Genomic DNA, 14602 nt, shown 5'->3' with positions numbered 1-14602 from the left:
ACCCGCTTATTCACCTGAATTAAATCCAATTGAACAGGTATGGCAGTGGTTAAGACAGAATGAGTTAGCGAATAAGTGTTTTAAGGATTATGACGATATTGTTGAATCTTGTAGTAATGCATGGAACAGCTTCATAAGTGATATAAAAAGGGTGAAAGATATATGCTTTAGAGACTGGCTAAATTTGAGTGGTTAATTAATGTAATTGGTATTACTTATCACGGCAAAGCCCAAGCGGGTGTAGATATTGAAATAATGCCTGATGGTGCTCGGTACCGTAACAACCCTGAAGTAGTAAAGCTTACCAGTAATAACAAAGGTGAAATTACTTTTACCCCAACGCAAGCCGGTCGTTATTTATTAATCGCACAATATCAGCAAAATGCTAAAAACAAAGCGCTTGCTGATAAAGAACAAGGGGCTGTTTTTTTGACCTTTGAAGTACAATTACAATAATGTGTCGCTATAACTAATACAGCTAAACCAATGATAACGCTAAGATAAAACGTAGCCTTTTTGTTGGTTGGATTTCAATCCGTCAACCGTACAGCAGGTGATTAATACGATGGTGGCAACAAGTCTTTTGTAGGTCGGACTTCAGTCCGTCAACCGTACAGCGGGTGATTAATACGATGGTGGCAACAAGTTTCTGTAGGTCGGACTTCAGTCCGTCAAGCGTCTAGCCAGATAATTAACCCGATGGGTCAAAAAAAATCTACAGCGCTCTATTATGTTTGTCATTCACCAAATACACCAAAACTAGTTAAATTTCATTTAACCTGATGGACTAAAGTCCAACCTAAATCAGGCCTACGGGCGATTAATACGATGGTGGCAACAAGTTTTTGTAGGTCGGACTTCAGTCCGTCAAGCGTGTAGCCAGATAATTAACCCGATGGGTCAAAAAAAACCTACAGCGCTCTATTATGTTTTTCATTCACCAAACACACCAAAACTAGTTAAATTTCATTTAACCTGATGGACTAAAGTCCAACCTACATCAGGCCTATGGGTGATTAATACGATAGTGGCAACAAGTTTTTTGTAGGTCGGACTTCAGTCCGTCAAGCGTATGGCGGACGATTAAGCTGATGAGTCAAAAACATTTGCAGTGGGAATTATTTTCTCGATTAGCATTTATGCCAAAGCAGGTTCAATTTCATTTAACTTGATGGACTAAAGTCCAACCTACATCGGGCCTACGGGTGATAATGTAACGTTGGGCAGTTGTTTTGTGTAGGTCGGACTTCAGTCCGTCAAGCGTACGGCGGGCGATTAACCTGATGAGTCAAAAAACATTTGCAGTGGGAATTATTTTCTCGATCGGCATTTATGCCAAAGCAGGTTAAATTTCATTTAACTTGATGGACTAAAGTCCAAACTACATAAGATCTGCGGGTGATAATGTCGCGTTGGGCAAGTGTTTTTTGTCGGTCAGACTTCGTCCGACCGACAAAACTATCACCAAGTATTATTTGCTTTGCTGATCAGTTGTTTGTAGGCCAATCGCAAATTCATCATCGTCATTATTATTAGTATGGCGGTTTTCTGCTATCCACAAATAAAATACCGGTAACACGAACAAGGTAAAAAATGTGCCAATGGCCATACCGGCAACTAAAATAATGCCAATACTATTTCTGGCCTCTGCGCCGGCGCCGGTCACTAATACCAGTGGAAAATGGCCTAGTATGGTTGCCGCTGTGGTCATTAATATCGGCCGTAAACGAGTGGTTGCTGACTCAATAACCGCGTCAAATTTACTTTTGCCTTCTACTTGTAAATGATTGGCAAACTCAACAATTAAAATACCATTTTTCGCAATCAATCCCACCAAGGTAACTAAGCCAATTTGCGAGTAAATATTTATCGTGGTTAACTCCAAAAATGGTAGTAACAATGCCCCCGACAAAGCTAATGGCACACAGCCGAGTAATATCACTAACGGGTCACGATAACTATTAAATTGAATGGCTAACACCAAGAATACAATGACTAAAGATATTGCCATCACAGTGATTAAGCTATTACCTTCAGCACGAATTTGACGCGACTCACCAGCATAATCTAAGTTGTAATTATTTGGTAACATATCAGTCGCTGCTAACTCTAAGGTTTGTAACGCCTGTTCTTTAGTTACCCCAGGTAATATTCCACCATAGACTCTAAACGAGTTTTGTTGACCAAACGAGCCTAAGGTTCTGGGTACCGTGCGATATTTAATTTCAGTAAATGCCGATACCGGTATTAAAGCACCCGCTGGCGTTTTAACAGTTAGGTTTACTATTTTTTCCGGTTGTGAACTAATATTATCAGCTACCATTGGAATAACGCGATAGGCTTTGCCATTAGCATCAAAGCGATTGACATAATTGCTAGAAAGATAGGTTGATAACTGACTACTAACGTTAGCAACCGTCATGCCTAAGTCAGCAATTTTATCTCGGTCTATTTTTAATTCAACTTGCGGTAAATCGATTTTTAAATCTGTATCGGCATAGAGAAATTGGCCACTTTGAAATGCTGCAGCCACAAGTTTGTCCGCGTACAATTTCATTTCACTGTAGGGCGATGAAGACTTAACCACCAACTCAACATCAAACTGCCCGGCGGTAGGTAATGGTGAAGGTAAAATAGGTAGCAAGTTTAAACCTTCAGAGCTTTGTAAGCGCCCATAAACTTCAGGTAACATGGCTTGAATGCTTTTATCTCGTTTATCATTACTGACAAATTCAAGACCGCTAAAACCACCGCTACTAAATATGATCTGCCATATTTCTTTGCTGCCCTCAGTTTCAAGTAAGGTTTTAGCGACACTCGCCACGTTATCTTCACTGTATTTTAATGAGGCATCGGGTGGCGATTGCACAATAATAAAAACACTGCTTTGATCTTCAGTCGGCGCCAACTCTTTTGCTGACATTAAATAAAAAGGTACAATCAATAACGACACAATTAGGGCAAAAAAGAACAACTGTCCTTGCCAATGAAAAGTCTTTGCTAATAATCGACCATAAAAATTTTGTAAATGCTCAAATGCGTGGTTAACCTTAACCGTTAATTTACTTTCTTTACCGCCTTCACTTGATACATAAGCACTCATTATCGGTGACAAGGTAACGGCAACCAAGCCAGAAATTAGTACAGCGATAGCTAAGGTAAAGGCAAACTCTTTAAATAAAACCCCAGTTAAGCCTGATAAAAAGCCAATCGGTATATAAACCACTGCCAAAGTTAAGGTCATAGCAATAATTGGCACCAATAGTTGTCGAGAGCTCATTAGGGCAGCTTGTATACGCGGCACACCAGCCCGCATATGTCGGGCAACGTTTTCAACCACAACAATCGCGTCGTCGACTACTAAGCCAACTGATAAAACGATCGCTAATACGGTCAGTAAGTTCAAACTAAAGCCCATCAGCCAAATAGCAGCAATAGCGCCTAAAATAGAAATAGGAATAGTCACTAAAGGCACTAAGGCCGCTCTAAATGACCCCATTAACACCACCACAACTATACCGACCAACACAATCGTTTCCATTAATGTAGTGATAATTTCTTTTAATGCGTCTCGCATGTAAAGTGTGCCGTCGTAGGCAATGTCTATTTTAATATGCGGTGAGGCGGCATTGATTTCATCAAGCACTTTATAAAGTTCATCGCCAATAGAAATTTCATTCGCACCCGGTAAAGGCCAAACCGAAATATAAACAGTATCTTTACCATTAAAGCGTGCGGTAGCCGTCGCTTGTTCGGCACTATACTCAACACGCGCAACATCTTTTAAATACACTACCGCGTTATTACTTTGCTTAATAATTAACTGTTCAAATTCACTCACCGATGACATTTGTGTATTGGCGACAATATCGATTTTTTGCCGCTTGTTTTCACTGTAACCTAAAGTTGAAATACGATTATTATCAGCCAATGCTTGATACACTTCATCAGCACTAAGGTTGAAAACGTTTAATTTGTCAGCATCTAGCCAAACTCTCATGGCTGGGGTTCGAGCACCTTCAATTCCAACCTTTTGTACACCGTCAATATTGTTAATAATCGGGTTGATTTCTCGGGTAAGGTAGTCAGTAATTTGCGCCAGCGTTGAACCTTCTGATGCCACATTAAGATAAAATACGGCGAAAGGTCTATCGGTTCTTGTAACGGTAACAAAGGGATCTTCTGCACCCACTGGCAGTTCAAATTTTATTTGATTAAGGCGAGTATTTAACTCAGACAACGCATCGGTGCTGTTTTGGTTAAGCTTAAGCCAGGCTGTTACTTTGCTCTGTCCTGAGCTAGTGCTTGATTCAACAAAATCAACCCCAGGAACGGTTGATGCTACTCGCTCTACTGGATCGGTCACAAAACCCTTGACCACATCAGCCGAAGCGCCCGTATAGTTAGTGGTTATTTCCAGTGAAGCACCTTCAATTTTAGGAAATTGTAATACCGCTATAGCATTAACCGCCCATAAACCCACTAAACAAATAAATATCGATAATACCGTTGAAACTACAGGTTTTCGAACAAAAACATCCATTAGATGTTTCGACGAAGATAATTCTTTTAGCATGACTATTCCTATCCGCCTAAGTTATCTTGATCAAAGTAAGTTTTTAAACCTTGGCGTAATTTAAATGACCCTTTGGCGGCGATCAAATCATCTACATTGAGTCCCTTGATAACAATAACTTGCTCGTCAACTCTGTCACCTAAAACAATTTTTTCTCTGCTCGCGCGATAATCGCCTTGCTCATCTTTAATCAGTTTAAAAACATAGTCGCCAAGCTGATCACGCACAATAGCCAAGTTTGGTACTGTGATCACCGATTGGGCCGGCATAATCGGTACAGCAACTTTAACTAATTGATTTGGTTTAATGTCTAGCGCTGAATTAAACACCTTGGCACGATACTTAAGCTGACGAGAGTCTTTGCTATATAAAGATTCTACTGAACTGATCCTGGCTTCAGTGCTAATGCCAGCCGAAGCAGCATTAGCATTAACTGTGATTTCAACCCTACTATTTACCGGTAATTGTGCGTAGGTTTGTGGTACCTTAAAATCTACCCAAATATAGTTTTCAAGACCAGTTAAATCGGTAATGTCAGTGTTTTTATCAAGAAATTGCCCAAGATTAATATTATGAATACCAACACTGGCAGCAAAAGGTGCTGTAATGATTTTTTTTGCAATAACCGCTTCTAAACGAGTCGTTTCCGCGATCGCAATACTATATTCTGCTTGTGCTAAGTCGACACTTTCTTTACTAATGCGACTTGCTTTCTCTAGCGTTATATAACGCTGCAGCGTTTGTTTTTTCAGTTTAATAGTCGCCTTAGCTGAGGCCAATAATGCCAACTCTTCACTGTGATCTAATTCAACTAACACTTGGCCTTTTTTAACCCTATCGCCTGAGGCCATATTAAGTTTGGTAACCTTGCCAGCAAATTCGTTTTTCAAGCTAATATATTTAACCGCTTGCCCTTCACCAATGACCGATATTTTTTTTTGGTAAGTAACACCTTGCGCCCGAAAAGCTTGTACTTTTGCACTAGGCTCAGGTCCAGATTGCATTTCTTTACTGCCTGACAATGACGCTTTATAATAAAATAAGCCGCCAACGACAACAGAGACAATCATAACAACAATAAACCAACGGATTAATTTCATAACGCTTTCCTAATGTAAAATACCGCTGCAATTTCATGCCGGCGACACGCTTGTAAAAATGTTTCACAGGGGATAACCTCAATCACGATTGAAGTCGATAATTAATTCATAATATTTCTATCAACACCACGGATTACCTAACGCTGCGCTGATATAGAGCATGCTAACAGTGATTAAATTTCAATTAGGTTGAGTTTAATAAAAAACGCCCATTATTTTGTCATACAAAAGTGAAAAGCAAAAGAAAATACGCCTAACTACCGACTTCATTAAATTATTGCCCACTTGTGCTTATTAAAATAGCCAAAAACAGTATTGCTCACATGGATGTGAGTACTTAGATTTTGTCTGGAACTAAAAATCTGTGCTCACATGGATGTGAGTACTTAGACTTTGTCTGGAACTAAAAATCTGTGCTCACATGCGAGCAGCCAACTCTAGGTCAATAAGACATTTTCCTACACAAATATAGTTCTAGAAACTTATGTTTAAACTAGCTCAAAAGTTTGTGTCTTGGTTTGTTTTTCCTATACACAACCTACTGACAAACTGAATGGAACAGGTATAAGTTTTAGTGCTCTGCTACCACATCAATTTAACTTACGTTAATATACCCGCTCTATTTCAAGATGCAGTTTTAGAGCTGGATCTTGAAATAGAGCGGGTATATAACCCTGAAAATTTCTTAATCGCAAATTACTGGAGTACCTTTTGCTTAAAAAACTTACGCTTTTATCGGCAACAATTATAACGACTTCTCTTTTATCATTAACAATAAGTCCATTGGCTACAGCGAAAACTACGCCAATAAGCAGTATCGCGCAAACAACGGCTGACTATGCTGTAACTGCCTATCAAGATGATATGGTTGATAGTTTACGTGCGCTGATCAAGCACAATACCGTTGCCAAAGAGGGAGTGTCAGTTAATGACAATCCGGCTCACATAGCCTTTAAAGCAGAATTAAAAAAACAAGCGCAAACACTCGGATTTGATTATCTCGACGATGGCTATGTGGTTATTATTGGCTTAGGAGACCAAAAAGAACGGGTGGGTATTATTACTCATGGCGATGTGCAACCGGCTAACCCAAAAAAATGGCAAAAATCACCTTTTGAACTTGATATTACTACAGAGCCAGGGCGATTAATTGGCCGTGGTACTGAAGATGATAAAGGCCCGATTTCAACTGCCTTGTATGCAATGAAAGCGATTAAAGATAAAAAATTAGTACTGAACAAGCGTATTGAGTTATACATTTACATGGCGGAAGAGTCAGATTGGGAGCCACTAAAAGCTTATATCAAAACCCATGACTTACCGCAAACCAACATCACCATTGATGCCGAATACCCCGTTGTAACCGCAGAAAAAGGTTACGGCACTATTAAGTTAGTTTTTAATCAGCAAGAAAAGCCAACAATCTCTCCCTATGTTAGTGAATTTAGTGGTGGTTTCTTTGGCAGCCAAATCCCTGAGGATGCCAGTGCGACCATTGAAAATGCCAATATTGTGCTACTAGAAAGGTTAATGCGCAAAGCACTGAGTTACCAAGGTGTCAGCTTTGATCTTGAACTAAAAGACAGCACCTTAACCATTGATGCATTAGGAAAGTCAGCACACTCTTCAAAACCTAATGATGGCGTAAATGCTATTCCCTACCTTGCTGATTTATTGTCTAATACCCGTTGGGTCAATAATGGTCCAGGTACTTTGGTTAACTTTATTAATGATAATATCGGCCTAGGCTTAGTAGGCAAAAAGTTTGGTCACATTGCTTATCAAGATGATTTTATGGGCCCAATGACTGTATCCCCTACCGTAATAAAACAGCATGATGAAAGCATAGAGCTGAACATTAACTTGCGCCGTCCACAAGGCAAGAGTAAACAGCAACTTAACGATGAAATACATCAAGCAGTACAGAACTGGAATAACAAATTTGATGCTGATGTTAAAGAGCTAGAGCATTATATTGGTGACCCTTTTGTACAAAAAGATGTACCACATATTAATACCTTGTTAGCGGTATTTACCCACTTTACTGGGATTAAAGACGCGAAGCCTATTGCCATTGGTGGTGGTACAAATTCACGCTTATTTCCAAATGCGGTAAGTTTTGGCCCGTCTATGCCAAATGCTGAATACACCGGACATTCAGAGCATGAGTTTATTACGATGGAACAGTTTGTTTTGAATTTAAAAATGTATACCGCGGCGTTAGTCGAATTGGCTAAATAAATATAAGAACAGCGGTGAAAATAGCTGTCAGTTAGAAGCTGTCAGCGTTCAGTTTACTTGTCTGTTTGGTTTTTATCTATTGCTTTATGGCTTTGCTTACCGGTTGACGGACTGAAGTCCGACCTACAAAAAAATTACCTATGCTATATTACCATCCACAGGTTCTATGCAGGTTTCATGTAGATTGGACTTTAGTCCATCAGCTTTTAAAGGCCCGCTTTTAATAAAAATCAACTGTCAATTAGAAGCCTTTAGTTAAGAGCTGTCAGTTTAGTTCAGTTTACTTGTCTGTTTGATTTTTATGAGTCTTCTTGTCGGTTGACAGACTGAAGTCCAAACTACAAAAAATTGTCTAGGCTATATTACTATCCGTAGCTTCTATGCAGATTCCATGTAGGCTGAACTTTAATCCATCAATTTTCAATTGTCAGCTTTCAATCTAAATTAACGGTCAGTTAGAAACTCTCAGTAAAAAACAGCTGTTCGTTTTAGCCATTGGTTTGTCTTTAAACAAACTAATTGGCTTGGTATTTAGCACTCATCGCGATATTATTTAACAAAGTCATTTATGTGTTAGTACTATGAGAAAAGTTTGTTTGGTTACTGGTGGTAGTTCTGGTATTGGTTTAAGTATTGTTAAGCTGTTTTTAGCAAAAAAATACCAGGTCTTTAATCTTGATATTGCCGCGTCGGATTTTGGTGATTTTTGCCCTTGTGATATCACCAACGTTAATGACGTTAACCAAATCATTACTGATATTGCCAAACAAGGCCCTATCGACGTGTTGGTTTCTAACGCCGGCATACACTTTTCAGGTACCATTGAAAACACCAGTGAAGCGGATTTTGAACGCGTTTTTAATATCAATGTTAAAGGCGCTTATGCTGCTATTAAAGCGGTTTTACCAGTAATGAAAACACAACAAAACGGCGCAATAATTTTGATCTCGTCAGATCAAGCGCTTATTGCCAAACATAACTCGTTTGCTTACAACCTTAGCAAAGCTGCTCTTGCATCGATGGCAAAAACTACTGCACTTGATTACGCACAATATAATATTCGCGCCAATGCCGTTTGCCCAGGCACTATTGAAACTCCGCTTTACCATCAAGCGATTAATAATTATTGTGAAAAGTCAGGTGCTAACAAAGCTGACGTGCACGCAGAAGAGGCGGCATTACAACCTTTAGGCCGACTAGGACAGGCAGAGGAAGTGGCCGAGTTGGTGTATTTTCTTGGCTCTGATAAAGCAAAATTTATCACCGGTAGTTTACAAGTTATCGACGGGGGCTATACCGCACAATAGCGTTAAAAAAGTTGAAGTAACCTGGTATACCGATGAAAATAATTGATCCACATCTACATCTATTTGATCTAAAAAAAGGTGACTACTCATGGTTAAGGCCAGAGAACCCACCTTTTTTCGAAGATAAACACGCGATAGCTAGAAACTTTTCTGAGTATGACTTAACGCTAACTTCACCATTAACATTAGTGGGCTTTGTCCATATTGAAGCGGGTTTTGATAATCAGCAACCTTGGCGCGAAATCGCTTGGTTAGAAAGCAGCTGCCAAATGCCTTTTCGCAGTATCGCCATGCTTGATATTACTTTGCCAAAATTACCTTTTTTACGACAACTTAATAAGTTAATGCGCTATCAAAGTGTGGTTGGTATTCGCTATATTTTAGATGACGACGCTTTAGTTATTCTTAGCAATAAAAACAGCCAAAATAACCTAGCAATATTGGCCGAAAAAAAACTTATTTTTGAGCTACAAATGCCACTAGCAGACAGTCAGGCAGTGGACAGTTTAATTAAAGTATTATCAGTAACACCGGATTTAAAGCTTTGTATTAACCACGCGGGTTGGCCAACAAAAAATAATCAACAACAGGCTATTTGGTTACATAACCTTCAGCGCTTGGCTAGTTTTACTGATGTTTTTATCAAATGTTCTGGTTTTGAAATAGCTGATAGAGATTACTCAGCCAATTGGGCGGATAAAGTTATTCGTCAGTGCATACAAAGCTTTGGTATAGATCGCGTTATGCTAGCAAGTAATTTTCCGCTATGCTTGTGGCATGCTAACTATCAAGAAACTTGGCTTGGTAATACTCTATTTATAAGTACTGAGCTTACAAAAACAGCGCCTGAATTTGCGTATAACACCGAACAGTTACAGCAATTATGCTTTAGTAATGCGCACCGTTTTTATAAATTTCTATAAATGCTAGCCAACCAGTAAACTCTTATACAAAATATAACTCGCAATGATGGCTTGTTTACCGCAAAATAATTTCTCATTCATCTCTATCTAGGTAAAACCATTTCGTTTTAAAAACTTATGGATGCATTTGATAAAAAAATACTGAACATATTACAACATGACTGTACCGCGTCGGTGAGTGATGTTGCTAGCCAAGTGGGCTTGTCAACAACGCCATGTTGGCGACGTATTCAAGCGATGGAAAAGTCTGGTATTATTAAAGGTCGCGTAGCACTTGCTGACCCAGAGCAACTTAATGTCGGCTTAACGGTATTTGTCACCATTAAAACTAATCAGCACAACCCCAACTGGCTTAGTGAATTTAGAAAAGTAGCAATAGATTTTCCAGAAATTTTAGAGTTTTATCGTATGAGTGGCGAAGTAGATTATTTGCTACGCGTGGTGGTGCCCGATATGAAAGCTTACGACATTTTTTACCAACGCTTGATCACACGGGCAAGTTTTGCTGATATCAGTTCGAGCTTTGCTATGGAAGAAATTAAATACACCACCGCCCTGCCGATTGATTATATTTAATATAAAATGGATTAAATAATACCAATTAAAATAAATAATCGATCATTTTAAGGTGGCCTAAATTTTTAATATCTGCGTTGCTCTTAAATATTTATGCTCACTTATAATTGATCACCTACTTAATTCAATTGGTATAACATACCTATGCACTTGCATCAGAAGGTCATATTTAAGGCTTTATATCGCCGGCAGGTCGATATTTATATCGTCAGGTTAAGAATTAACAATGTAAATAAAAACGCCAAGCACTAAAATAATGGACTAAAGTCAACATACATAAGACCTACAAGTGACAATGTAGCGTTGGGCAATTTTTTTTGTAGGTCGGACTTCAGTCCGTCAACTGGTAAGCAGGTGATTAACCTGATGGGCCAACAAACATTTACAGCGGGTATGTGTTGTGGATCGGCATTTATGCCATCAAGTTGAAGGTGACTAATTAATCTGTTTGGTATGATACCAAACAGATTAAACGGCGATTAAAACTATCTGATTTAAATACTATCTAAAGAAATAATATATTCAATTGTCTTTAACATTCCATGCCAAAAATTCACATTATTTCAGCGCATTGACCGTCACATTGGGTGAGCGCTTAACTATTTCGTCATTTAGCTCAATACCAATACCTGGGGTTTCAGAGACTTCAAAAAAACCATTTACTGGTTGTGGATCTTGTAAACATAGCTCACGGTTCCAATCTTTAATTGCATAAGTATGGTGCTCATGAATTAAGAAGTTTGGAATAGCGGTTTCAAGATGCAAAGACGCGGCCGTAGCCACTGGCCCTCCACAAACATGGGCCTGAATACGAATGTCGTAAACGTCGGCATAATCACAAACTTTTTTAGCTTCGGTAAAGCCACCACATAAGCCAATGTCAGGCTGTAACACGTCAATACTTTGATCTTCAAAATAAGGTCGTACGTCCCAACGGTGATACAAACGCTCACCGCCAGCAATAGGCACGTTAACATTATTAGCCACTTTTTTATGTACTGCCGAGTTCAGATAATTAACTGGCTCTTCGTAGAACATACAGCCAACTTCTTTAACAATTCGCCCCATTTGGATCGCCGAAGCCGCACCCATTAATGAATGCGACTCAAAAATAATGTCAACGTCTTCACCCACCGCATCACGAATGGCGCGTAGGCGATTGCCGAATAAGCGCATTTGTTTTGGGGTAAATAATTTAGTACGATCAAATGAAGAACTGCCATCATGGTTATAAACAATCGGGTCAACTTTTACCGCATCATAACCTTGCGCTACAGCTTTTAATGCGGCTTCTGCATATTGTGTGGGTTCAATAAGTTTAGTAATTTTTTCATCCCAATCGAACTGCAATTGACTGGCATAAGTACGTAGCTTATCATTGGTTTTACCCCCTAATAATTGATAAACTGGCAAACCAAGTGCTTTACCTTTTATATCCCATAAAGCGGTATCTATCGCACTCATAGCCGAATAAAGTACCGGCCCGCCACCTAAACCCCAAAAGCTTTCTCGCAACATTCTCGACCATAATAATTCGGTATTAAAAGGATTAAAGCCTATTAGTATCGCTTCAGTAATTTCTTTTAGCATAGCCGCAGCAGCGCTATGACCCCAATCGTAAGCGAGTCCTGCTTCACCGACACCAGAAATACCTTCATCGGTATGGACACGAATAAATACTGGGTTCCAACCCGGACGTTTTGGACATTCAATATCAAAAATTTCTACATGAGTTACTTTCATTATGCTCTCTTTATGTTCTCTTTTAATGCCATTCTACCATCACTACAGCTATGTTATTGAAGGCTATAGCGCGAAACTTGGATCTTCTTTATACACTCGACGTAACATCGCTGGCCAGGCTTTTTGCCCACCCGTTAACCCGGTATGCACTATGTTTGCCTGAGCTTTAATGCCATCAACAATAGTTTGGTCAACCAATAATGGCTTCATACCCGTTGACATTACTTGTACTTGAATTTGACAAGCACGTATTAAGTCATACATATGCATAAAAGCATCACCAATGGTTTTACCCATGGTTAACGCGCCATGATTACGCAGCAGCATAAAGTTTTTATCACCTAGGTCTTGCTGTATACGTAGTTTTTCTTCGTCGTTAACCGCTAAGCCTTCATAATCGTGATAACTGAGTGAGGCGAGTGCAAACATTGAATATTGGCTAATGGGCAATAAACCTGCTGCCAAGCTAGCGACCGCTATGGCTTCATTACTGTGGACGTGCAAAGCACAAATGTCGTCATGACGAACTTCGTGAATGGCACTATGAATGGTGAAACCTGCCGGGTTAAATTCAAATGGGCAGTCGGCATCAACAATGTTGCCCGCCATATCTACTTTAACTAAATTTGAGGCAGTAATTTCGTCAAACCGTAAACCAAAGGCATTAATCAGCACATGTTCAGTCCCAGGGATACGCACCGACACATGGGTGTAAATTAAGTCATCCCAGCCATGTAGGGCAATCAGTCGATAACATGCCGCTAAATCAACTCTGAGTAGCCACTCTTCTGCGGATACTTTATTTTTTAAATCAATTACGGGAACGGCTAACATCAGCATTTACTACCTTTTGCTTGAAAAATAATTTAGGGCTTTATACCTTATAAACCTTATCCTATGATGGCATAGAGTGAAAGCTCCAGATATTATTAGTTATACCAGTTCCATTAAGTTTGTGATCTTGTTGTGCGCAGGAAAAACAACTCAAGGTAAGGCGCTCGATTGACCAATAGCAGGCTATTGGGATTGAGAGCAACACAGCCTTGGGCTATTTTAACTAGCACAAGTGAGCAATAACTTAATGGGATTGGTATTAGCACCATTTATACCCCTATTTTGGAGAAAACCTTTATATGTGCATTTTGTTTATCGCTGTTGAACAACACCCTGACTATCCGGTTATTATCTGTGCTAATCGTGATGAATTTCATCAACGGCCAACGCAAAATATGCACTGGTGGCCAGAACAAAAGATGCTCGCAGGTAAAGATTTACAAGCACAAGGTACTTGGCTTGGCTTGAACCCTGAAGGCTATTTCTCGGCCTTAACTAACTTTCGTCGGCCAACAAGTTTTGATGCGAAAAAACACTCTCGTGGTGATTTAGTTGTGCGAGCATTGAAAGACGGAGATCTTAAAACCCAGCAACATTTATCGCAAGTGTCAGATCAATACAACGACTTTAATCTCGTTTTTGGTCCGTTAGATAATTTACAAGCATTTGACAGTGTTAATAAAAATTTTATCAACCTTAAAGCTGGCTTTCATAGCGTTTGTAATGGCGCATTAGATGATATTTGGCCAAAAATGACTTTAGGCATAAATACCTTGGAAAGTTTAATTATGGCAAACAAGGTGAATATTGAAGAGTTTTTTGCTGTTATGATGAACCGAGAGCTTGCACAAGAGCAGCACTTACCAGCGACCGGCATAAGCGAAGAGTTGGAGTCGCTACTTAGCAGTATCTTTATCGTATCGCCTGACTATGGCACACGTTCAACAGCTATAATTTTACAATCAAAAATAGGTAGTATTGAAGTTTACGAACGTGACTACAATAGAGCTGGCGAGGTACTAAATCAAAACAAGTTCAATATTGAGCCGAGCAAAAAAAGCTAAACGGTACTTTTAATACTCTCTTGATAAAAATGTCAGAGCTCTATAAAGAACGCTGGCTATTACAACATCTGGCGAATAATAGCCGCAATAATGGCGATAAATACCACTAGCCATAGTATTTTAGAATATTTTTGCTGCTGCTCTACTGCCATTGGCTTGCCAAAACGTTGTCCTAAAACCACCATCAAGGCAACGGCCGAAAATACACAAAATAAAATAAGCAATAACGTCATAATAC

12 protein-coding genes are annotated in these 14602 nt (G+C 39.3%); 7 read left to right on the top strand and 5 right to left on the bottom strand.

Going from position 1 to position 14602, the window contains the following annotated elements; translation table 11 throughout:
• On the top strand, nucleotides 1-196 hold a 196-nt coding region (locus tag ESZ39_RS12285; RefSeq protein ID WP_191321720.1), incomplete at its 5' end, for a transposase.
• On the top strand, nucleotides 175-456 hold the full coding sequence (locus tag ESZ39_RS12280) for a DUF4198 domain-containing protein (RefSeq protein ID WP_317615714.1): 282 nt from the start codon (nucleotides 175-177) through the stop codon (nucleotides 454-456). The genes ESZ39_RS12285 and ESZ39_RS12280, both read left to right, overlap by 22 nt.
• A 1015-nt stretch (nucleotides 457-1471) precedes the next feature.
• Here ESZ39_RS12280 and ESZ39_RS12275 read toward each other — a convergent pair.
• Together ESZ39_RS12275 and ESZ39_RS12270 are read right to left on the bottom strand one after the other, a co-directional pair.
• Entirely contained in the window at nucleotides 1472-4576 is a 3105-nt protein-coding gene (locus tag ESZ39_RS12275) for an efflux RND transporter permease subunit (protein WP_146880192.1), read from the bottom strand.
• A gap of 8 nt (nucleotides 4577-4584) precedes the next feature.
• The gene (locus ESZ39_RS12270; protein WP_146880191.1) at nucleotides 4585-5676 is read right to left on the bottom strand and encodes an efflux RND transporter periplasmic adaptor subunit; all 1092 of its coding nucleotides are present in this window, start codon (nucleotides 5674-5676) and stop codon (nucleotides 4585-4587) included.
• Between the two features lie 711 nt (nucleotides 5677-6387).
• Here ESZ39_RS12270 and ESZ39_RS12265 point away from each other — a divergent pair.
• The 4 genes from ESZ39_RS12265 (at nucleotide 6388) to ESZ39_RS12250 (ending at nucleotide 10723) form a co-directional block, all read left to right on the top strand.
• On the top strand, nucleotides 6388-7917 hold the full coding sequence (locus ESZ39_RS12265) for a dipeptidase (RefSeq protein ID WP_223270369.1): 1530 nt from the start codon (nucleotides 6388-6390) through the stop codon (nucleotides 7915-7917).
• A gap of 581 nt (nucleotides 7918-8498) precedes the next feature.
• Complete coding sequence (locus ESZ39_RS12260) at nucleotides 8499-9224, top strand: SDR family NAD(P)-dependent oxidoreductase (RefSeq protein WP_146880189.1); 726 nt, start codon at nucleotides 8499-8501, stop codon at nucleotides 9222-9224.
• A gap of 32 nt (nucleotides 9225-9256) precedes the next feature.
• Complete coding sequence (locus ESZ39_RS12255; protein WP_146880188.1) at nucleotides 9257-10147, top strand: amidohydrolase family protein; 891 nt, start codon at nucleotides 9257-9259, stop codon at nucleotides 10145-10147.
• Between the two features lie 117 nt (nucleotides 10148-10264).
• Nucleotides 10265-10723: an Lrp/AsnC family transcriptional regulator gene (locus ESZ39_RS12250; RefSeq protein ID WP_146880187.1), complete on the top strand. Its 459-nt coding sequence runs from the start codon at nucleotides 10265-10267 to the stop codon at nucleotides 10721-10723.
• A gap of 558 nt (nucleotides 10724-11281) precedes the next feature.
• On the opposite strand, the gene ESZ39_RS12245 is transcribed toward ESZ39_RS12250, so the two are convergent.
• Nucleotides 11282-12466 (bottom strand): mandelate racemase/muconate lactonizing enzyme family protein, encoded by a 1185-nt coding sequence (locus tag ESZ39_RS12245; RefSeq protein WP_146880186.1) that lies wholly within the window; start codon nucleotides 12464-12466, stop codon nucleotides 11282-11284.
• 63 nt (nucleotides 12467-12529) lie between these two features.
• Nucleotides 12530-13300 carry a class II aldolase/adducin family protein gene (locus tag ESZ39_RS12240; RefSeq protein WP_146880185.1) on the bottom strand — a complete coding sequence of 257 codons (771 nt, stop codon included), beginning with the start codon at nucleotides 13298-13300 and terminating at the stop codon, nucleotides 12530-12532.
• 299 nt (nucleotides 13301-13599) lie between these two features.
• Here ESZ39_RS12240 and ESZ39_RS12235 point away from each other — a divergent pair, with 299 nt between their 5' ends.
• A complete protein-coding gene (locus ESZ39_RS12235) occupies nucleotides 13600-14364 on the top strand; it encodes an NRDE family protein (RefSeq protein WP_146880184.1) in 765 nt (254 codons plus the stop codon).
• 59 nt (nucleotides 14365-14423) lie between these two features.
• Here ESZ39_RS12235 and ESZ39_RS17800 read toward each other — a convergent pair whose 3' ends face one another.
• Entirely contained in the window at nucleotides 14424-14597 is a 174-nt protein-coding gene (locus ESZ39_RS17800; protein WP_191321777.1) for a hypothetical protein, read from the bottom strand.
• Nucleotides 14598-14602 lie beyond the last annotated feature (5 nt).

Origin of the sequence: Colwellia sp. C1TZA3, from assembly GCF_007954265.1 — a bacterium.
In the GTDB taxonomy this organism is placed as follows: domain Bacteria; phylum Pseudomonadota; class Gammaproteobacteria; order Enterobacterales; family Alteromonadaceae; genus Cognaticolwellia.
Note: the sequence above shows the minus strand (reverse complement) of the source record. Positions and strands in the feature narration are given on the sequence as shown.

What these genes read in the sequence shown, in the direction of transcription:
- ESZ39_RS12275 (WP_146880192.1), bottom strand. Translation starts at nt 4,576, where the DNA reads ATGCTAAAAGAATTATCTTCGTCGAAACATCTAATGGATGTTTTTGTT.
- ESZ39_RS12270 (WP_146880191.1), bottom strand. Translation starts at nt 5,676, where the DNA reads ATGAAATTAATCCGTTGGTTTATTGTTGTTATGATTGTCTCTGTTGTC.
- ESZ39_RS12260 (WP_146880189.1), top strand. Translation starts at nt 8,499, where the DNA reads ATGAGAAAAGTTTGTTTGGTTACTGGTGGTAGTTCTGGTATTGGTTTA.
- ESZ39_RS12255 (WP_146880188.1), top strand. Translation starts at nt 9,257, where the DNA reads ATGAAAATAATTGATCCACATCTACATCTATTTGATCTAAAAAAAGGT.
- ESZ39_RS12250 (WP_146880187.1), top strand. Translation starts at nt 10,265, where the DNA reads ATGGATGCATTTGATAAAAAAATACTGAACATATTACAACATGACTGT.
- ESZ39_RS12245 (WP_146880186.1), bottom strand. Translation starts at nt 12,466, where the DNA reads ATGAAAGTAACTCATGTAGAAATTTTTGATATTGAATGTCCAAAACGT.
- ESZ39_RS12240 (WP_146880185.1), bottom strand. Translation starts at nt 13,300, where the DNA reads ATGTTAGCCGTTCCCGTAATTGATTTAAAAAATAAAGTATCCGCAGAA.
- ESZ39_RS12235 (WP_146880184.1), top strand. Translation starts at nt 13,600, where the DNA reads ATGTGCATTTTGTTTATCGCTGTTGAACAACACCCTGACTATCCGGTT.
- ESZ39_RS17800 (WP_191321777.1), bottom strand. Translation starts at nt 14,597, where the DNA reads ATGACGTTATTGCTTATTTTATTTTGTGTATTTTCGGCCGTTGCCTTG.